Source organism: Epilithonimonas bovis DSM 19482 (assembly GCF_900108115.1).
GTDB classification, from domain to species: domain Bacteria; phylum Bacteroidota; class Bacteroidia; order Flavobacteriales; family Weeksellaceae; genus Epilithonimonas; species Epilithonimonas bovis.
This window is the reverse complement of sequence record NZ_FTPU01000035.1, coordinates 1-19,922: the sequence shown is the minus strand read 5'-3', so window position 1 is coordinate 19,922 and position 19,922 is coordinate 1. Positions and strand designations below refer to the sequence as shown.

The following is a 19,922-nucleotide window of genomic DNA, read 5'->3' as shown; positions in this document are numbered from 1 at the left end:
AATTTAACTCTCTATCAAGAATAAAAAAAGGCCGTCTCACATTTGAGACAGCCTCTTAAACAAAATAAAGCCTTATGAGGCTGTTACTTTTTTTGCCTTAAAAGCCTGAACAACATACCGGCGAGCAAAATCAGCCCGGGCAGCAGCCAGCAGATTAACATAACTATTCTGCCAGTCGATTCTTTTGCCACACTTTTCCTTTCTGAGATGTGGTAACCCTCTACATTCTGCATCTCAGACGGCTTACCGGCAGATGATGGCTGCGTTTTAACCGAAGCTATTCTCTTGTCAAATTCTTTCAAAGCATTGCTGTTAGCCGGTATTTTCTGCAAGATCCCTTTGATGTAATCCAGTTTTTTGGGTGAATTGCAGATGCTGCCACTGCATGCAGGCCCGTTGTTATTCACCGATTCTACAAGTATTTTGCCCAGGCTCTGAAGTTGCTGTTCAGATGCTTTCCAGTAGCCATCCCGGGCCGCCTCTATCATATGCGCACTCAGGGTCTGAACCGCATAGGGGTTATTTTTATCAAAAAATTCCTTTGTCCCCAGCCTGTTCCGGTCGGTAATATAGGTTTGATAAACTTCGTCCCAATCCGCTGACTTTACCATTTCGGGGTTTGTTTTGTTCCAAAGCAACAGATTTTCTGTAAATCCTGAAATTGTCTTGGCGCCGTCATAGCCCTGGTCCATCATCCCTTTAATCCATTCAGGATTCAGATAACGGCTGTCCATCTCGCGGTGATAGTATGATTCAAGCCCTTCTACATCAGCATTTCCGGATGCCAGATCATTGATGAACATTTCGGGTGCTGCGGAACCCTGTGATTTGACAGCCGCTGAAACAGCGCCGTAATAGGCCGCCACCATCGGATGATCCATAATACCCAGTACATTGCTGCTCCTGCTGAAGGCTGCAGCATCCACATCCCTGATGTTAAGCGCAAACAGTTTTGGCGTGCTGCTATTGCCCTTTTTGCCGTAACTGTTACTCATGCGTGACAGATACAGCGATGACATCCTGGCTGTATCTGCAGTTTCGTCTTCTGAAGCAAACTCCACATTAGTAGAATAAGCGCCCGGAGCGGTAGAAAATACCCTTGCCCCAGATTCGTCTTCTGATATGCCTAATACACGGGCATACCTTGCACTGTTGATCCTGACGTGATTATCCTTGTCCTGTTCTTTTGCCGCAAGATCAACAGCCTCTTCCAGCATATTGATCTTATCCCGAAAATGATCCCTGTAGGTCCCGGAAGCCGTTAGCAAAACATCAATCCGAGGCCTGCCCAGCTCAGAACGAGGTATCACTTTCAGAGAAATGATCTTACCCTTTTTATTCCATACCGGTTTGACCCCCAAAAGGTAAAGAATCTCTGCTTCTGTCGCGCCCTGAGAATTGGTAATCTCTGTAGACCAAAGCACAAAAGCCACTTTTTTAGGAAATCGGCCTTTCCCTTTTCTCTCGCTAAACTGCTGAAGCAATGCATCGCCCATCTGTTGCCCCAGGTTCCAGGCTGTCTGGCTTGGTATGGCCTTGTCATTACCGCCGTAGGGATTTCTCCAGGAAGGCAGCGATTCGGGATTGCGGACCAAATCATCGGAAGGCCCCGGCATAATATAACGGCCATCCAATGCCCGTCCCAGCGACAGCAGTTCGTTTCCCGCAGCATTCAGTTTCTGACGGTAGTTTGTGTAAAGCGAGTCCAGCCTGATGAAGCCGCTGTCTGAACGGTATGTGTTCTGATGACCGGTGACTGCCTTGAGCACAAGCGCCGGATCTGCGTTATGTTTCTTTGCGAATTCATGAATATCATCATCCAGCATGGCTTCCAGAATCTTTCGCCGCTTGTCTCCAGCCGGGATCTCACCCAGCGTATGCGTGCCGTTGGGGATTTTTTCGGCCGCCACTTTGTGCAGATAGTCCCGTATGCTGTTAATGGCCTGCTCTGGGTTATCTGTATTACCAAACTTACCAGGATTCTGTTTGGCAAAATCGATCAGTTTCTTTGCCACGGCTTTTTTTAGATTGGGATTGGTTGCCGCGGACCATTCTTCCAGGAGATTGTTTACAGGCTGTAACGCTGTCGGAAGCCCGGCAGACATCACCTCATTCATATATCCGATGCTGAGTGCATTGGCACGACGTTTATTCTTAACGGCACTGCCCGCCATCAGCGGTGTCAGCGTGATATGCGGTATATCTCCTATAAGCCGTCCTACAAAATCATTTGCCGAGGGCCCTTCATTCTTGCCAGGCATCAGCGAGAGTTGTGTAAACAATGTGACATAAGCATCGGTGCCACTATGCTTCAGCCATTCGTAAAATGCAATATATTCGTGACTTGGCGGTATGGGGTCGTTGCCATATATCAGCTTTTTGTTGTCCCGCATTCCCCAGTTGGGATGAGGTGCCAGGGTTATGTTTCCAAATCGGATAACAGGAATTATAATAGCCTGCCGATTCCCGGAGACCATCAGTTTGCCCGGAGGAATACCCCAGGTCTGTATCACTTTTTTCTGCTGCGCTGTGACGTAGCCGGAAAACCACTGTTGGTATTGTGATAAAGGGATTTTAATCATATCTTTACCTGTAGCTGCACGGCGGTCTGTCTCCTGTGGTGCCCAAACGCCAATATTGGAAGCATGTTCTGACATCATCTGAGACAGTTTTTTTTCGTCAGGCAGCGGCTGATTCCCCACATTATAGCCCTGCTGTTTCAGCATTTTCAAAATCGCAATCAGGCTGCGCTGGGCATTAAGATAAGCATCAGAATCGCTGCCGACGTTGGCCTTGCCACTCCCTTCCGAATAATAGGTGATGACAATTTTTTTGTCAGCATTGCTCTTCTTCCTGAGTTTCGCCCATTGGATAGCTCTTTTAACCCGCCATTCGATCTGCTCTGGAATAGGAACCATTAATTCGTCTCCGTTTTCTGCCAGCGCTTTGGCTCCCACAATCATAGGCTCAAGGTACCATCGCGCTCATTAAAATAGAAGCGTCCCGCTTTCTCCGGCAGAAAACCCTGCTGGTTTTTTCGCCACTCCTGTACCGTCTGTTTCATATCGACATCGGCAACCAGAATGGGTACATCCAGTTTCTGGGCACGTTCCAACCCTTTTTTATATTTGGCAAAATCCAGAAACATCCCACCATAGATCAGCACATCAGCTTTTTGCTGACCATTGACGCTAAAAGCAGAATCCAGCTTGAATTTGCCTTTCGCCATATAAGTCATGGCATTAGCCCCTTTTGCCTCGATACTTCTGATGAGCGCATCTATGACTTTCAGATCCTTTTTCACATAATTGCTCTGATAAAATACCAGCCCCACATTTACCGCCCCGGGACTGTGGTTTTTGCCCCGGTACCATGCCGAATACGCTTCCGGCGACTGAAAAAAAACTTTGGAGTCAGGATGGTAGTAGCCACTTTTTGGGAACTCTACTGGCGGCGTTACACGGATTGGCAGTCTGAAATAAGTGGCGCCAATATAAGAAAGCATGCCTTTGTAATTCTCTGTATTGGCATTCTCCCAATAGGCAGCAATCCCCTTCAACCTGCTCTCATCAGCATTACCTTTAACCCCGGGCGTATCCAGAAAGTATACCTTTGTACGGGCCATTACAGAATCTACCGAAGGCTGTACCAGACTGATCCTGGAACCAAAACTCTCGAAAATAACCAGATCGGCATTATCAACCTGCTTTGCGGTGAAGGTTTCCGGATCATAAATTCTGACCTTGTATTGGTCACCAAATGCCTCTACAGCCTTTTGAAACTCTGCCGGTGATGAGGAAATGTGTGTAGAAACCAGGGCCAGTTCCTTTTTACTGTTTTTGCTGCACGCCGCAAGCGCACAGAGCAGGATAAGCCAGCATATATTTTTCATAGTCTTCTAATTTTGTTCATCCGGAACGTAAATCACTTCGCCATTGTCCAGCTGGTAGGCCGTTCCGAGACGCTTACCTTTACCGGACTGTTTAGTTGCAGTTGCCTTTCTGCTGACACTTTGGGACTGAGCTTCCTGTTGTGTAGCTTTGCCTTGTGACATCAGTTGCGGATTGCGGGACTGGAGTGCAAACACGGCCGCAATCACTGCTACAATAAAAGCTATACTGATATCAAACAGCTGGGCGACGCCATTCATCGGATCTTCTTCTCCGAGAGCATCTTCATCCAGGTTAGTTCTGTTAAGAAACCTCATGATGCAGATTTTAGCAGGTTAAGATTGTCCTCTGCAGCAGCATCCAGCAAAAACCTTTCGCGGCGTTGCCACTGTATCCTGACATGGGCAATGCTGTAGGCGGCTGCTCCTACAATAAGACCAATTATAGTCGTGCTAGAAGCGGTCACCATCTGCTGGGAAACACTAGCAAAATTACCAGCCGATAAGCCAGCCAAGGCTGTAGCCATTGGTGAGAGTGTGCCTATAAGCCCTACTGTAGGGCCTATCTTAACACAGTATTTGGCACTTTGTATTTTGCGGTTATTGTCATCCTGAGCTTCATGGATGATTTTTGCCAATGCAATTTCGCGCTCATCGGCGTCAGTATCGGGACATTCAGCCATCTTCTGTAAAGTTTTTCCTGTGAAGGCGTTTTTATTCCGTATCCTCAGGTAAAAATCTGCCACAAAGATCCCGCACTGAAAACAAATGAAGACCAAAAGCCCCAGCAACACAAGGATAACCGGCAGGTGAAATATTTTTGAAATAATATAGAGTATCTGTTCTAAGATGTTCTGCATATCTTTAAAAATTCAAGGTGTATTTGATTTTAAAATTTCGTCCTGCCAGGTTATAACCTCTTTTTTCGTAATAGTTTTCATCCGTCAGGTTATCGGCATACAGCCCAATCTCATGCACGCTATTGATCCTGTATGATATGTTGGCATCTATGGTCATAAATGAAGGCAGCTCAATCAGTGGGCGCAGCACATCATTATAATTCCGGTCCCAGCGTTTTCCCACATAACGGCCATTGAGCCTGCCGGAAAATTTTGCTGTTCCAAAATCCACCCCGTAGATGTAATTGTCCTTGGCAATATTGGTCATCAGACTTTCCTGTGAAATGCCGTTTGTTACACTGTTGTCAACATATCAGAAGAAATGGTTGACATTTACAAAAGGTTTCAGCATATAGGAGCGGCCTGCTGCTGCACCAAAATCGTAACTGAAAGAGAACTCAAGGCCACGGATGTAGCTCTTGTCGGAATTAAAATAATTGGTAACAGACATCACCTTATCACCATCAATCACCATAGGCGTTTCCGGCGGAAGAGCTCTGGAAGTGATACGGTCTTTGACATCGGTCCGGAAGTAAGTGATATCCGCCAATATGACATTGCTGTTATATTTGACACCAAAATCCTGAGACCAGCTGTTTTCGTTCTTAAGATCAGAATTTCCCTGATTGATGGTGATCTTACCTGTACCTTTACCAATAATGGTAACACAGCAATATTAGAAGCATCTGGTGTAACAAAAGCCCTGCCCACACTACCATGTACGGCAAAACGGTCAAAGAAGCGGTACTGGCCACTGAAACTCGGGCTAAAAAAGCGGGTGGTTTTGCTGCCTGTCTGGAGCTCATTGATAAAACCAGGCGTATCAAGAATGCTGAACGTGGTAAAATCCATGCGTGCACCGGGATTAAGGATTAATTTATTATCCAGAAAATTCAGATTTCCCTGTACATAGATCCCGTTGCTTACCAGTGATGAATTGGGAGATGTGGTGTATTCATTAGCCTGCTGCCCTACCGGTGCGCTATATACCTTCAGGTTTCCGTAAGCATAATTATAATCATATCCGGCGGTGATGCGATGCCTGCCCAGGTGAATCTGATCCCGCAGCTGGATACCCTTCCAATTATAGCCGGTGATTCTTGAAAGAAAGGGATTATCTATTACTTCACCTTTTGAATTGCGAACGGTAAAGTTGTTGGATTTTTCGCTGGACAGATAAGCTTTGAAAGACAGGTCATGAATTCCCTGTATACCCGTAATGCTAAGGTCTCCGCCATAACGGTAAATATCCTTCAGCCCTGCATCGGTCCCGTTTTTCGTGATTTCTCCCGGAGATTCTACATTATTAGCCACAAAAGAAGAGCTGCTGAGATCCACACGCCATCCGGAGGAGATTTTATAACCCACTCTTCCTGATGTTGTATAATAGCTGTATTGGGTATAAGGCCTTGTGACGCCGTCGCCATATTCATCGTTCACATAAGCCAATGAATCCTGTATTGTACCATTCCTGTTGATGCTGTAGACCTGCTTGGCCTGATCCCCTTTCAGTATTTTTCTGAAGACATTGCCCTTCCCTGTCCTGTAATTAGATGCCCGTTTGAAAAACATGCCCGAAACATCAAAATCAAAACGTTTGTCTATACTGCCTCCCGCTTTTACAGATGCTGTGTAAGTATCAAAGCTGCCATAAGATCCGGACATTTTCCCATGAACAGGCCCGGTGGACTTTGGCGTAATCAGATTCACCACTCCTCCCATAGCCTGTGAACCATATAGTGCAGAAGCAGGGCCTTTGAGCACCTCGATACGTTCCACAAAATTCTGATCCAACAGACCCATATTGGTAGCACCGGCAGGCCGCCCGTCTACCAACAACAATGTCCGCTGTGTAAGCCCCGAGAACTGTGGCCTGAATCCCCGGATCCCGATACCCGACAATAAACCAGGATACTGGATCACATCGACTGTTGTATTTTTTTTGATAATATCAGTGACATCTGCAGATGACGTTTTATTGATGTCTGAGGCTGTTATTACACTAAGTTTCTGTGGCACATTAACGAGCTTCTGCTTTGTGCGGCTGGCAGTAATCACAACCTGCTCTATTGCTGCTGTACTGTCTTTTACAGTTTGCGCATGATGAGCCTGAGCTGCCAGTAGTGGCAGCAGCATGTACATTTTTTTGTTCATGTTATTTATTTGATAAAAAAGTTGATCGGTACAGGTATTGTGTTTGGCCGGTTTGTGCATTACTGATCTTTGGTCTTTCAAAAACTGTAGGGCAACCGCCATAATGATACGCTCCAAGAAATTGACAATTGATCATAAAACCTAGATGCACAGTGTGCAGGACAACACAATTATTCATAAGTAATAAAACTGCTGCAGAACTTTATTCATTCATAAGACTTCAACAATAATCCCAGTCTTGAAACTGCTATTGCAACAGGATTGCAAATTTAAAACATTTATTATAATGTACACTAAGTTGCATTAGTATTTTTTTTATCAAAGACAGGCATTGAAAACGTAAGCAGGGAATTATATTTACTTTTCCACAACCTAAAGAAAGGCCGCTTATAATTCGGATATTTACTTTTTGAAAACCCTTAACCAAACGATGAAACAAAGACATCTCCTGAGAATCGCTCTATTGCTGATTATCCCGTTCTTCAGTGTAAAATCCGTGGCTCAAAAACCAAAGCATTACCCTTTATCAAAAGCCTTTTTAGAAGGCTTCAGCAAAAGGTTGAATGATTCAATTCCCAGCCTGGGGTCATTTATCATATCTAAAGATCAGCAAATTGTTTATGAACAGTACTTTCATGGTGCTGACAGGAATACGGTTTTCAGTATAAAATCTGTAACCAAGAGCATCACCTCCGTTCTTGCTGGTATTGCCAGAGATCAGCATCTGCTGCCAGATCTTAGCGCCCCGGTGCTGAAACAGATACAACCGAAAAAACGGAAGATAAATTCTAACTTAGCGTTTAGATTTTACCAGTATTCTCATCCGGCAATACATTGGTTTCCTTTTCGATGAATCGAAGAAACGCAGTGGGCGAAAAAGAAGTCTCATTTTTGAAAATGGTAGAAAATTTAGCCTGAGAAGAAAAGCCGCATTCCTCGGCCAAGGCAGAAATCTTATACTGTCGGTAACGCCCGGAGGTAGTCAGTTTTTGTGTGATATAACGGATCCTCAGACTATTAATGTAATTATTAAAATCCTTTTTTCGGTACGTATTGATGATATGTGACAGGTATTTGGTATTAGTCCCGAATTTTGCAGCAAGCATTGAGAGCGAAATATTGCTATGTAAAAAAAGGTCTGATTTTTCAAATTCTTCGAGTTGCTTCAACAACCGCTGCACTGTATCACTTGTCATGAGATAAGGCTTTGCTGCCAGCTCCTCTGCAACTTTTGTATGGGTTTTTATCCGGAAATAATTAATATTTTTTTCAGCTTCTCTTGTAGGATGTAAGGACTCATCTCTGTCAGAAAAGTATTTTTTCTTAAACCGTTCAAACTCCCGCTTCTGGTTACGATGGCGGATCATCATGTACGCCACAACCATGATAAAAATGATGATCCACACTACAATCAGTAGTTTTTGTTGATCACCGACAGCCTTATCAGATATGGCTTTATTTTCCATTTTCCTGTAACTGTTATTGATAAAGGCAACACCCTTTGCTTCTATATTATCATTAATAATGTCTAACTTTTTTTGTGAAGCATTATAGGCATTATGCTGTCCATTTTTTGCATAAAAGTTACGTTCAGTCTCATACACTTCACTTTTGAGTTGCGGAAAATCGGTTTCCCGAGCCATTTTTTGCACTTTGGCAAGAAAGATTTTACTCTGGCCCATATTGCCTTCTTCCAGATATGCTTTGGCAAGGCCATTGTAGGTAAGCGCCATAAGATGACCATCGGGCTCAGCTGCCAGGTTTTTTTCTGCCAGTTTATAATGGGTAATTGCCTGCGGATAATTAGCTAAAGAATAATAGCAGTCTCCCAGAAGCTGGTGGTTGTTCCCCGTAAAATGAGGCCTTTCTGTCTGTGCATCATCAAAAAAACGCTGCGCTTTTTTTATATTCGTAATGGCAGATTGATAATTCTTGAGAGAGATCTCGTAATAGGCCATTTCCTGCAGCATCATGCCCATAGTCACATTTCGTTGTGCCGGCTCCTTGATCTTACTGTTGATTGCTACGGCTTTTTGCGCATATTCCTTTGATTTGATATAGAGCTTCAAAAGCCGGTATTGCGTTGCCAAAAAGCCGTAGATCCTGGATTGCCATTCGTACTCATCTGTGCCAGCAAAGATACTTTCAGATCTTTCTGCAAAAGAGACAGCCTTTTGAAGATCTGACTGTTGCTGATACAGAGTTGCGCTGAGCATCAGACTTTTTGCTTTATAATGAGGCGTTTCGGATTTCTGGTACAAAGAGTCTGCAATACGGAGTGCGTCCTTAGGGTCTTTTGCCCATACTTCCAGAAATGTTTTCCGGTAAATGCGATTATAGGAATCCGCATCCTGTGCAGAAATCAAATACCCTATGAAGAACATACTTAAAATGAGCAGCTTTGGTCCGGACATAGCCCTATATTTGTGATTTTGCATTTACAAAAATAACTAAATATCTGTTATGAATTTTCAATTATTCCCAGCCAATCAGGAGATTATAAACATAATTTAAGCTAAACAATTAATTTGAAGATTAACAAATAAAGTAAGGAAAGGAATTTTTACCTTTAAAAAAATTTCCAGGTTTAACCACAAGAATCTTCTAAACTAAACTATTTTACAAATATTCAATATTTGGATTTTTTCTGTTTTCAAAAAAGTATATTGAGTGAGAATAAAATTTTTAACCGGTCACAAGGGAGGAAACGGGGTTTCAGAATTTATCGTGATTGGGATATCCCTGAGAACCCACAAGCTGTAAGAACTAAAAAATGCCAAAGTGAATATTTCATTGATTTAACGGATCTCGAAAATCTAAATCATGATAAATTTACAGAGCCTGCAAATCACATCCTAATCATCCACAAAAAACGGATTTTCCTTAGTATGACTGGAAGAGTTTTTTTAATGATAATCTTGTGAGAGGAAACCAGCAAGATGTCCGCCGGCGGTCCGTCTTTATGGCTGGATGTTGTTTTCTGCAGGTTACTTGCCGATACAGAATCTAAATAAGTCTTTATTTATGGTACTTTACGTAGATTGAGGTGTACAAAAGTGGTACACGATTAAGATCCTGCGACATTTTTTGAAATTGCTTTTTTACAAACATCGTAATACAGACTGTTAATTAGTAGATTTCATTCTGAGTGTGTTTTCCCCAATGTTGTAAGCATAAACGCATGCAGGTACAAAAGTAAAATTTAGATCACTTACCTTCTTTGCTTCTATTTTATCAATTGTTGTTACCAAAGCACTATTCAATTGATTGGATTTACAAAATTGTATGAGACTACTCAAATCTTGCGGCATCTCAAAGAAACGATTGCTCCATTTGATTTCTACTCCCCAAACTGGTTTAAATTTTTTATCATCTACCAAAACCAAATCTACTTCACCTTCAAATCTACCATCTTTCCAGCGAGCATAGGTTAAATCCAAATTTTCACGGTGCATCCATTGGGACAATACTGCAGTTTCTACCATGTTACCCATTTCGCTGTCTGTTTCTTTAACAGGTGAAAATAGTGCCGTTCGCAAAGATGGGTTAGTAAGATATACTTTAAAGCTTGTGATTCGTTTAAATCGCTTCGCATTTACATCTACCTTGTTAAGAACCTTGATTAGGAATGCAGCGTCCAAATATTCTAAATATTTTTTTAAAGTTTCTTTTTGTATGCCACTATCTCTCGACATTGTCTCATAAGAAAATTCATTGCCGGTATTATAAGCGATATAAGTGAAAAAACGATTCAACTCCTGTACATCTTTTATCCCATATAAGCTAGGTAAATCTCGAAGGAGCACTTTATCTACAATATCATTCTTTACATACCGTCCCATATCTTTCTGAATTTTTTCAGATAAAACCACTTCTGGATATCCTCCAAAATTGAGGTATTGTAAAAACTCCTTGTTTAGTTCATCAATATTATGTGGAATATAATATGGAAGTTGCTTTTCTCCATATTCTATAAATCCATTTTTCAACAAATGATTTTTGTTTTTTAAATGAATAAATTCTTGGAAAGTTAAGGGTGGCAACATAAAATCAGTAAATCTTCCTGCTCCGCTTTCTGTGCTATGCCATTTTAATGCAGCAGCGGCTGAACCTGAAACAATAAATTTTGTATTAGGATAGCTATCCACCAATACTTTTAAATGTCGCTCCCAATCTTTTAGGTATTGTATTTCGTCAAAAAAAATATAGCAATCTTCTAAGTTTGATATTTTTAAAGCTTCTTTGCAGAGATCTAAAATTTCTTGTAAACTTAGATGGACATAGATAGGATTATCTATGGGTACAAAAAAAATATGTTGTGGATTAGTTTTTTCTGCAATTAACTGATCAATCGTGTGAAACATCATAACAGTTTTTCCAACACGTCTTGGTCCCATTAAAACCACTGCACGACGAATTTCTTTTTCTTTTACAAAAGGATAAAATAACTCGAAATACAAGCGTTTCGACATTTCTTTATATACCGTCGGAATTTCTTGCGTGATCCACCAAGGATTTTCATATTGCAATCTTTCGATAATTTTTTCTGTAGGAATAAGTCTTGAATTGTTCATTATTTCGCTTATTTATACAAATTTAGTAAAAATAAACACATTACAACATGTTTATTTTTACAAATTAAGATAAAATAAAAAATTTTTCAGTTTATTCACTTGTTAATTTCAAATGTTCGTTTTCAGGCAAATGTAATTTCCGCCTAAAGCTTCCAGAATGGTTAATCTTCCTCTAGTCCCATCTTGTAATTTTTCTTTCACGAAACTTAAAGACAATTTTGGTTGTACACCTGGTACTGAGATAGATGTTTCTATGACTCCCTTAGCTAAAAATTCCATTTCGCTCAGAGTGTAATTAAGTAATGGAGCTGTTTCTGTTCCAAAGATTTTTTTACTGCATTTTTTATGAAAGTCAACCTCGTTGTCTTTCAAAAGCTGATAACAAAAAAGGCACTTATTCATCAGTAGATAAGTCTAAAGGTTCAACACTCACCGACCCAATACAATTCTTACAACAAGCTAAAAGTAAGCCCATCCGATCATTCTTATTGATTTTCCAGTTATCAGAAGCAATATCCAAAAGCCAACCTTCAGGAATAAGTCCTTCGAAAAAAGGAAACAATCTTTTGTCTTTGTACACTTTGTCAGTTACAGGCATAGAAAATGTTAGAAACTGTTTAGGATATTCTTTAATATAAGATGGCTCATAGGCAAATGTATATTCGCCATCATTAGTTTCTGTAATGATTCCTGCAAAAGTATCATTGTAAAAAACTTTTCCTTGTCTCATTCCTCAACTTCTTTAGAATTCATTGGAATAAGCTTACTACCAAACATCAAAAGAACCTGATTGACCTTTGCTAAACTCAAATTATCTTTTCCTTGTTCGATTTTACGAACTACAGTAAGAGCAACACCTGTTCTATCAGCAAATTCTTCTTGAGTCAAATTAGCTTCTTTACGTTTTTGTTTTACAAAATTTGATAAGTTGGTATACATAATTATATGCTTTTACGTCTATTGTTATACAAATTTACAAAATATATGCAAATAGATATAAAATTGGAAATAGAATATTATTATATCTAAAAACATATAACTTAATTTATTCTTTGAGGAAAGATAGTAATAAGAGAGTTTAGAAATTATTGTATTATTTTTTTAACAATTTACTGCCAATTGATATTTTTCCCACCAACACCGCGTTTGGACCAATCCACACTTCGTCACCAATCACAGAAACGCCCTCATTTTTTCCACGGTTGGCTTGGGCAATCGATACGCCTTGTGCGATGTTGCAGTTTTTTCCAATTTTCGCTTTTGGGTTGATCACCACGTTTCCCCAATGTCCCAAATAAAAACCCTCTCCAATTTGTGTTTCCGGATAGATTTGGAAGCCGTATTTAATTTGATGATGCCTTAAAACTAATCGCCAAAACATTCCTAATACAGAGTTTTTCCTGTAATGCTGGGTTTTCCGTAAGATATAGATAAAATGCAAGTTGGGATTGATGCATTTTGCCCAAATTTGCAAAGGAGACAGCCAATTTCCGCTTTCCCTATAAAAATCCTTCTGGATACTAGTGTGATTACTTTGCATAAGACAAAATTAAAGATTATCGATGATTTTTTGAATGTGTTGCACAGATTTTTCGAGGGTAAATGGCATTTGGTAACCTTTCATATTTTCCAGGTATTTGTCGAAAGATTCGGGATTTTCAAGTGCTTTTTTCATTCCACCATAAATTCCCTGTTCGGAATTTTCTACAATAAGTCCTAATTTTCCGTTTTCCAGCATTTCGCTAACTCCCGAAACTTCGGTGGCGATAATTTTCTTTTTTAAAGTAATTGCTTCAAATAAAACCGTCGGAAAACCTTCATATCTCGAGCTCAGAACAAAGAAATCCGCATTCCGAAAGTGCGGATAAGGATTGTCGGTAAAGCCCGTCATATCTGCAGTATCGACCACACCAAGATCAGATTTCAGTTTTTTGATGTTTTCAAAATCATAACCATCACCAACAATTTTGAGTTGGTGATTAAATCCTTCTTCTAGAAGTTTTTGATGTACTTTCAACAATCTGTCGAAACCTTTCTGCGGAAAAACGGTTCCTACAGAGACGAAAACGGGTACTGCGTTCGATACTTCCTGCTTTTCTCTTCCGGCTTTTTTGCAAAATTTCTTCAGTATCCAATGGATTATAAACGCGGACAATCCGGCTCTTTTCATCCTCATTCTTTGCGAGTGATTCAAAATCTTTCTGAATATGCTGGGAAATCACCATTATTTTATCAAAACCGAAAAACTTCCGGATTTCGTTGTCGGTGTAGTTGTGAAAATGAGTTTTGCGTAAATCATTATGAATCCAGACGATTTTTTTTGAATTCTTTAATGGCGAATTTAATATTTCATCGCGAAATCCGTGGATTGCAGCAAATTCGATGTCGTATTTTTTATTCTTTAAAATCGTGGAGTAGAGCAGTTTCGGAAACTTCTACAAAACAAACTGATACATCACGCGGAAAACTTTTACCGGAATATCCTGAAGCCGGTTGGTGGTAATCATCTCGCCTTTGTTCAGGTAAATAACATTAATCCAATCTGGGATTTCACTCAGATATTTTCCGGAATACAAATTCAGTAGAAGATCAATTTCGTATTTATCGTCCGGAAGTTTTTTAAGAAAAGTCGCCAAAACTTTTTCTGCGCCGCCATGACGCAGAGAACCGATTCGGACGAGGATTTTCTTTTTTTTCATGCTAAGGAAACCGTCTTTGCAAACTTAATTTTCATCAAATATACGTTTAGTCTTTTTTAAATTTTATTTTTGCAACAAATTTTAATGGAAATGGAAATTGATCTTGAAAGAATCACCGAGATGGAAAATGCCTTGAACCAAACCGACCAGTTGATCAAGGAAATGGAAAATCTATTGAAAAAATGGGAAGAGAACCTACCCAATTACCAAAAACTTTATAGTTATTACTACAGCGAAGAATGGAGCAAAGATTTCGAAGCGGCGAACGAAAATAAATTTCCAGTCGGTTTCCCGCACGGTGTTTTGAGTGAAGATGCGGCTTACAATACGTTGGGAGATTTCCGCGAACTGTCGCTAAGAATGTTGAAAATTGGCGTTAAGGGCGTGGAGTAGAATTTTTCACAGGTTTGTAGGTGTGGGGAAGATTTTTTTGGAGATAATCTTCGAGTGCTTTTCGGTTTTGTTCCAATTCTCGCGGATACATCACATTGTTCGTCAGCAATCGTTCGCCATATTCATCAATAGTACAAATGAATTTCGCGGGACTTCCAACATAAACCGAATTATCTGGAACAGAAGAACTTACTACGCTTAAAGAACCGATAATACAGTTGTTTCCTATGGAAACTCCCGGCATGATAACACTCATATTTTTAGTGTGTAGTAAAACTAAAATATGAAAAAAGGAGCTACCTGAACAGATGGCTCCTTATATTTTTTTGTCGGTTAGTAGTGATAAACAATCTTAAAATCTTAAAAAACGATGAAAATTTCTTATTCAAACTTAACATAAGATTTGTCAGAATGCCTGTAAATTCCATAGGACATATTGCCTTGATGAAAATCAATAAAAAATTGTAAGCCGGTTGACTGATTTTCCTGTTGTTTATTGTAGATAGCTAACCAATATCTATCACTACCGAGCTGTCTGGCACCCTGAAAATCAAACGAAATTGATTTTACGTGTTCACCAATTCCTAAATCCAAAATAAGTTGCGAAATAAATTTCTCAATAAATTCTCTTAAATTTTGGTGACCATAAAATGTGATTGTAGGATAGAATATAGTATAAAAATTCTTATATGTTTTGAATTGGTTTTCTTTGCCTTCTTTATGCTTCGATACTAATTTCTCAAGAAAATCAACTGTGACATTTCCTCCGTCAATAATATATTTAATCAACTCTTTTCTCACATCTACAATTACACCGCTTTTGCTTTGATAATATTGCCAACATTTTTCAATATCGCTCCTTTTCGCTCTGTTGATTTCATCTACTAAAACCTGTTTGTTTTCGTAGCAATTTTGTATCGTTTTAGAAGTTTCGCAAAGTAATTTTACGCCTTCTATGATTTCGTTTTTAATGATTAGTTTTTTATTTATAATTTAATCATTTAAACACAATTCAAAAATCGATTTCCAGAATTTCTCCACTTAATTTCAACCAATCTTTTGCTTTTTGGTAGTTTGGTAATTGAACAGAAACAATATTCCAAAAATCATCTGAATGGTTATGCTCTATTAGATGTGCTAATTCGTGCACTATCACGTATTCTAATACAAATATTGGTGCTTTCACGATACGCCAATTAAACAATAAATTGCCACCTGCTGTACAAGAACCCCAACGGTATTTCATCTCTGAAATTTTAATTTCTTGATAAGCTACTCCAAGATGTTGTGCATAATTTTTCGCTATCGGTTTAATTTTTTCAATTGCCTTTAGCTTGTACCATTCTTTAAATAAAGCGTTAGCATTCGCTTGATTCTCTTTAGAGATAATAAATCTTCTTTCGAACTTTATATTATCTATAGGTTCACCAACGATTTGTAATTGGTAATTTCTACCTAAATAGATCAAAGTTTCTCCTGAGACAAACTCTTTGCTACTTGGGTTTGGATTGTATTTTTGATTGTGGTTTAATTTTTCTAATATCCATTTTTCTTTACTTAATACAATTTCATTTATCTTTTCATTTGATAATCCGTCTGGAACACGTACAATTATCTTTCTATCCCTTTCTACTGAAATAGTTGCTGTTTTTCTTTTTGAATAGATGATTGTATAGTTAAACTCCATTAACCTATAATTGTAGAATGATTTTTCTTCGAATGTTCCAATAATCTTGAAATAATTTCGGTATGCTTTTTAAACATATTCGGCATTTGGAAATATTCTTTAGAAATTAATATTTTTTTCAATTCTTCTTTTAATTTGTTTTGAGCAGGAATACTATCCCAAAATCCTTTTAATCGAATTTCCGTTGTAATAGTGTGTGATATGTCTTGTGTTAAAGCCACCATCTTTGCAATTTCGTCTGCGTTTAAATCTCTATTTTCAAATAAGTCCTTTTTGAAAATACGGAAGAATGGCATTTGCTTTTTACGATCTAATCCATAAGTCACTTCTTTCTCACGATCTTTGATTTTCTCACGTAACTTTAATAACTCTTCGTAAATTTTTTGCCAATTTCCCTTAAACTGCTCTAAAATATCCTCTAACTGTTGAGAAAATGAAGCGAATAATTCAGGATCTTCATCTAAATTAATATCTATATAATGCCTAATTGCGTGTTCTACTTGTGCTGCTTGTGACTTTTCTGATTTATATGGTTTTACATCTTTTCCAAAATCTTCTGATATAATTGAAATAGGTTCAATTGTTTGCTCAATTCCTTTAGATACTAAAAACTCATCTACAAGCTTACGTAATTTTGGCGGTATGCCTTTCATACTAAAACGTTCGTCCATAAAATGACGTTGAGCCAAATTGTTGATTTCTGCAAATGATTTATAGTCTCTAAAATAGTCTAACGCTTTTTTATCTGGTAAAACATTATTAAATGCTGTTGTTAGTTTATTGAATAACTTAATGTATTCATATCTAACATCTTCATCATAAAATGTATCAAAAAAAGCATCTGAATCCTGTAAGTCTTCTAAACCGTACTTTTTAAGAAAATCCATTATATCATCATAAGCTAATTGTAAAGCATCAAATAGCTCTTTATCATCTCTTAGACAATCAATAATCTCTTGTTGCTCTTTTTCTGCATAATTATCTAATGCACGTTTTAAATGATGACCAACCCCTACATAATCGACAATAAAACCGACTTCTTTCCCTTTAGGGCCTACACGGTTTACACGAGCAATGGTTTGTAATAAATTATGTTCTACAATTACACGATCTAAATACATTACTTGTTCAATAGGTGCATCAAAACCAGTCAATAACATATTATTTACGATGATAAAACCTACATTACCATCAATTGATTTATCATCTTCATCTGTTAAACCAAATGGTAGTTTGAAACGTTTAATTGATTTTTCGTGATATGCTAAATTTGTAAATGCTTTGATGTATGGCTTATCGTTATGACTACCAGAAATTACTACTGCTGTCTCTACTTTTTTCAAAGTCTCGATATCAATAAGCATTGGATTATTTATTTCTAAAGCTGATAAGGCTTCTTTTATCACTTCGTCAATGAATACTTTATAGCGAACTGCTGCTTCTCGAGAATTAGCTACTATTTGTGCTTTAAATCCATTGGTAAAAATGTTTTCTAAATAATGATTAACCATATGTTTGGCTTTGTCACGAATCGTAATTTCGCTTTCCATATAGGCATCTTTAGTACCAAAACCTAAGATTTGTAAGCGCTCTGTAAGGTTGTAATCTGAAAATACATCCTCAAACTTAGCATCCATTGCTTGTTTATCTTCAACTTCAGCATTGTGTGTGATTCCTTCATAAACGATTTCTAATGTTACCCCATCATCAATCGCTTCACGCATCGTATATTTATCGATATAATCCTTATATTTTTGCTCTGTTTTGTCTGTTGGTGTACCTGTGAAACCGATTGATGTAGCATTAGGTAAGGCACGGTCTAAATTAGCCGCTAACATCGAAAATTGTGAACGGTGCGCTTCATCCGTCATTATTAAAATGTTTGGACTTTGGTTCAGAACAGGAAAAATACCTAAACCTTCTAAATCTCCGTTTTCTTGGAATTTATGAATCATTGCCATAATCATATCTGAATTATCGCTTGATAACAATTCTTTTAAACTCTTCCCATTAGGCGTAGTTTTAGGATTGATGTATTCTGCTGTTTTGATATTGAAACCAATACTTTTTCCTGTGCTTGATAATTGCTCTTCTAATTGCGTTCTGTCGGTAACAAATACAATTTTCCAAGAAGCTAATTTTGTAATCAATTTCATTTGGCGTACCATAAACATCATCGTCAAGGATTTACCTGAACCTTGTGTATGCCAAATGATACCGCCACGCTCTTTATTATTTTTTCCTTCTAAAAGTCTTTGTGTTGCAATTTTAACGGCACGAAACTGTTGGTAACGACCGACTACTTTTATTTTATATCCTTTGGCGTTTACTTGGAAAACTGTAAATACACGAATGATATCTAATAAGTTTTGAGGCGCTAACATCCCAGCCACCAAACGTTGTTGATCGCTAGGAGACGATTGTCCGTGGTCTAAATCATTTAGCGTTAACGGATATGGATCTGTCCATCGGTAAAAATGTTTCTTATTATGCGTTGTAATCGAGCCAAAGCGTGCTTCTGTACGACAAGTTGTAATTACAAATTGGTTGTAATAAAACAATTCTTTGCACCCTTCGTCTGCTGCATCACGTTGTTCTGAATATCTTAGTAACTGATCGATCGCTTCATCAATTGGTTCTTTCACCTTTGATGATTTTGCTTCTACGACAACTACAGGAATTCCATTGATAAACAATACAATATCAGGTAAGATGTGTTTTTCTGTACCTGCAATATTGATTTTAAACTGACTTATGGCAGTGAAGGTATTGTTCGATGGATTATCGAAATCTATGTATTTTACCGTAGGACTTAATTCGCCTGTTAGTTCGTTATGTCCTACGGTAGTATTTTCTAATAAGAGACTTAATACACGCTCGTTATTTTCTATAAGATTAGATGATGTAAAAGATGATAATTTACGTATTACCTCATCTATTTGAGCTGATGTTAAAAAAGGATTGATTCTGCCTAATGCCTCTGCTAATTTTGGTACTAAGAGTACCTGTGCAAAAGACGTACGATAACTGTCTTCGGGTTTTTGTTGCAATTGCAATTGGATGACTTCGTTATGCTCTTTATCCCAACCCAATTGTTTGAGTTGTTCTATAAACGGAAGTTCTACATTGCTGTATTCATCTAATTTGAGCGTTTGCCCTTGCTGCCCTCTGTATTTGTTATCGTTAGAAATTATCATAATTGTAGTTTGGTGTTTGGGTTATTAGTAGTTTACACGGACTTTGCCTGATAATAAATCTTGCATTAAGCCTTGTTTTTTTCTTTTTAGTTTATTTAGAATATGTATATCCGTTTTTAATCATACTGCTGTAATATTAGCAATAATGAGCCTTTCGAATAGTTTGTCTCCGAAATATCTTCGATTTAGTTTGTAAATAAATTCGTTGAGATACAATTGAAGATATTTTCTTTTGATTTTATGATAATTTCCCAATAGATTTCTTTTAGCATTGCTGATGGTGATGTGAACCCATTTTAAGGTTTCGTTGGTAGTTTCTTTATCAGATTTTTCGGTGATATGAAGTTCAACAAAATCTGAAATATCAACGTATGATGTGCTTTTATCCGTGAAAACAATGCTTTGATTATCAATCGATTCTTTTATGGTT

The 19,922-nt window shown here is 38.4% G+C and carries 19 protein-coding genes and 3 pseudogenes; 3 read left to right on the top strand and 19 right to left on the bottom strand.

Annotation, left to right across the window (positions count from 1 at the left end; genetic code table 11):
* Positions 1 to 83: 83 nt before the first annotated feature.
* From B0B05_RS12945 to B0B05_RS12915, 7 genes and pseudogenes are all read right to left on the bottom strand, one after another.
* Entirely contained in the window at positions 84 to 2,963 is a 2,880-nt protein-coding gene (locus tag B0B05_RS12945; RefSeq protein ID WP_076784049.1) for a cobaltochelatase subunit CobN, read from the bottom strand.
* On the bottom strand, positions 2,960 to 3,892 hold the full coding sequence (locus B0B05_RS17040) for a cobaltochelatase subunit CobN (protein WP_076784048.1): 933 nt from the start codon (positions 3,890 to 3,892) through the stop codon (positions 2,960 to 2,962). Before B0B05_RS17040 ends, B0B05_RS12945 begins: the two co-directional genes overlap by 4 nt.
* Before the next feature lie 6 nt (positions 3,893 to 3,898).
* A complete protein-coding gene (locus B0B05_RS12935) occupies positions 3,899 to 4,207 on the bottom strand; it encodes a DUF2149 domain-containing protein (RefSeq protein WP_076784047.1) in 309 nt (102 codons plus the stop codon).
* Positions 4,204 to 4,749, bottom strand: a complete 546-nt coding sequence (locus tag B0B05_RS12930; protein WP_076784046.1) for a MotA/TolQ/ExbB proton channel family protein — start codon at positions 4,747 to 4,749, stop codon at positions 4,204 to 4,206. The genes B0B05_RS12935 and B0B05_RS12930 overlap by 4 nt, the downstream gene beginning before the upstream one ends.
* A gap of 4 nt (positions 4,750 to 4,753) precedes the next feature.
* Positions 4,754 to 5,056, bottom strand: a complete 303-nt coding sequence (locus tag B0B05_RS17250; RefSeq protein WP_076784045.1) for a TonB-dependent receptor — start codon at positions 5,054 to 5,056, stop codon at positions 4,754 to 4,756.
* Between the two features lie 45 nt (positions 5,057 to 5,101).
* Entirely contained in the window at positions 5,102 to 5,419 is a 318-nt protein-coding gene (locus B0B05_RS17245) for a TonB-dependent receptor domain-containing protein (RefSeq protein WP_394332787.1), read from the bottom strand.
* Positions 5,420 to 5,472: 53 nt separating this feature from the next.
* Positions 5,473 to 6,924 (bottom strand): annotated as a pseudogene (locus B0B05_RS12915) (TonB-dependent receptor plug domain-containing protein); the annotation flags it as partial.
* A 448-nt stretch (positions 6,925 to 7,372) separates the two neighbouring features.
* On the opposite strand from B0B05_RS12915, the gene B0B05_RS16455 reads away from it, so the two are divergent.
* Positions 7,373 to 7,795, top strand: a complete 423-nt coding sequence (locus B0B05_RS16455; protein WP_076784042.1) for a serine hydrolase — start codon at positions 7,373 to 7,375, stop codon at positions 7,793 to 7,795.
* Here B0B05_RS16455 and B0B05_RS12905 read toward each other — a convergent pair.
* The gene (locus B0B05_RS12905; RefSeq protein WP_076784041.1) at positions 7,743 to 9,356 is read right to left on the bottom strand and encodes a helix-turn-helix domain-containing protein; all 1,614 of its coding nucleotides are present in this window, start codon (positions 9,354 to 9,356) and stop codon (positions 7,743 to 7,745) included. The genes B0B05_RS16455 and B0B05_RS12905 overlap by 53 nt on opposite strands.
* A 222-nt stretch (positions 9,357 to 9,578) precedes the next feature.
* Between B0B05_RS12905 and B0B05_RS17240 the strand changes: the two genes are divergently transcribed.
* Positions 9,579 to 9,866: a MepB family protein gene (locus B0B05_RS17240; RefSeq protein WP_076784040.1), complete on the top strand. Its 288-nt coding sequence runs from the start codon at positions 9,579 to 9,581 to the stop codon at positions 9,864 to 9,866.
* A gap of 201 nt (positions 9,867 to 10,067) precedes the next feature.
* Here the strand turns inward: B0B05_RS17240 and B0B05_RS12895 are convergent, their stop codons facing one another.
* From B0B05_RS12895 to B0B05_RS12870, 6 genes and pseudogenes are all read right to left on the bottom strand, one after another.
* Positions 10,068 to 11,516: an ATP-binding protein gene (locus tag B0B05_RS12895; RefSeq protein ID WP_076784039.1), complete on the bottom strand. Its 1,449-nt coding sequence runs from the start codon at positions 11,514 to 11,516 to the stop codon at positions 10,068 to 10,070.
* Between the two features lie 108 nt (positions 11,517 to 11,624).
* Positions 11,625 to 11,888 carry a hypothetical protein gene (locus tag B0B05_RS12890; RefSeq protein WP_143746028.1) on the bottom strand — a complete coding sequence of 88 codons (264 nt, stop codon included), beginning with the start codon at positions 11,886 to 11,888 and terminating at the stop codon, positions 11,625 to 11,627.
* A gap of 22 nt (positions 11,889 to 11,910) precedes the next feature.
* Positions 11,911 to 12,246, bottom strand: coding sequence for a HipA N-terminal domain-containing protein (locus B0B05_RS12885; RefSeq protein ID WP_076784037.1), 336 nt, complete (start codon positions 12,244 to 12,246; stop codon positions 11,911 to 11,913).
* A complete protein-coding gene (locus B0B05_RS12880) occupies positions 12,243 to 12,455 on the bottom strand; it encodes a helix-turn-helix domain-containing protein (RefSeq protein ID WP_076784036.1) in 213 nt (70 codons plus the stop codon). The genes B0B05_RS12885 and B0B05_RS12880 overlap by 4 nt, the downstream gene beginning before the upstream one ends.
* A 163-nt stretch (positions 12,456 to 12,618) precedes the next feature.
* Positions 12,619 to 13,056, bottom strand: a pseudogene (locus B0B05_RS12875) (serine acetyltransferase); the annotation flags it as partial.
* 9 nt (positions 13,057 to 13,065) lie between these two features.
* A pseudogene (locus tag B0B05_RS12870) lies at positions 13,066 to 14,215 on the bottom strand (glycosyltransferase).
* Between the two features lie 90 nt (positions 14,216 to 14,305).
* On the opposite strand from B0B05_RS12870, the gene B0B05_RS12865 reads away from it, so the two are divergent.
* Positions 14,306 to 14,608, top strand: a complete 303-nt coding sequence (locus B0B05_RS12865) for a DUF4298 domain-containing protein (protein WP_076784057.1) — start codon at positions 14,306 to 14,308, stop codon at positions 14,606 to 14,608.
* Here the strand turns inward: B0B05_RS12865 and B0B05_RS12860 are convergent.
* The 5 genes from B0B05_RS12860 to B0B05_RS12840 all read right to left on the bottom strand — a co-directional run.
* A complete protein-coding gene (locus tag B0B05_RS12860) occupies positions 14,592 to 14,864 on the bottom strand; it encodes a hypothetical protein (protein WP_076784035.1) in 273 nt (90 codons plus the stop codon). The genes B0B05_RS12865 and B0B05_RS12860 overlap by 17 nt on opposite strands.
* Before the next feature lie 125 nt (positions 14,865 to 14,989).
* Positions 14,990 to 15,409 (bottom strand): hypothetical protein, encoded by a 420-nt coding sequence (locus B0B05_RS12855; protein WP_076784034.1) that lies wholly within the window; start codon positions 15,407 to 15,409, stop codon positions 14,990 to 14,992.
* A 211-nt stretch (positions 15,410 to 15,620) separates the two neighbouring features.
* Positions 15,621 to 16,295, bottom strand: a complete 675-nt coding sequence (locus B0B05_RS12850; protein WP_076784033.1) for a M48 family metallopeptidase — start codon at positions 16,293 to 16,295, stop codon at positions 15,621 to 15,623.
* A complete protein-coding gene (locus B0B05_RS12845; RefSeq protein ID WP_076784032.1) occupies positions 16,295 to 19,492 on the bottom strand; it encodes a type I restriction endonuclease subunit R in 3,198 nt (1,065 codons plus the stop codon). Before B0B05_RS12845 ends, B0B05_RS12850 begins: the two co-directional genes overlap by 1 nt.
* A gap of 120 nt (positions 19,493 to 19,612) precedes the next feature.
* Positions 19,613 to 19,922: IS1595 family transposase (locus B0B05_RS12840; RefSeq protein ID WP_143746027.1), on the bottom strand; the 310-nt coding region annotated here is incomplete at its 5' end.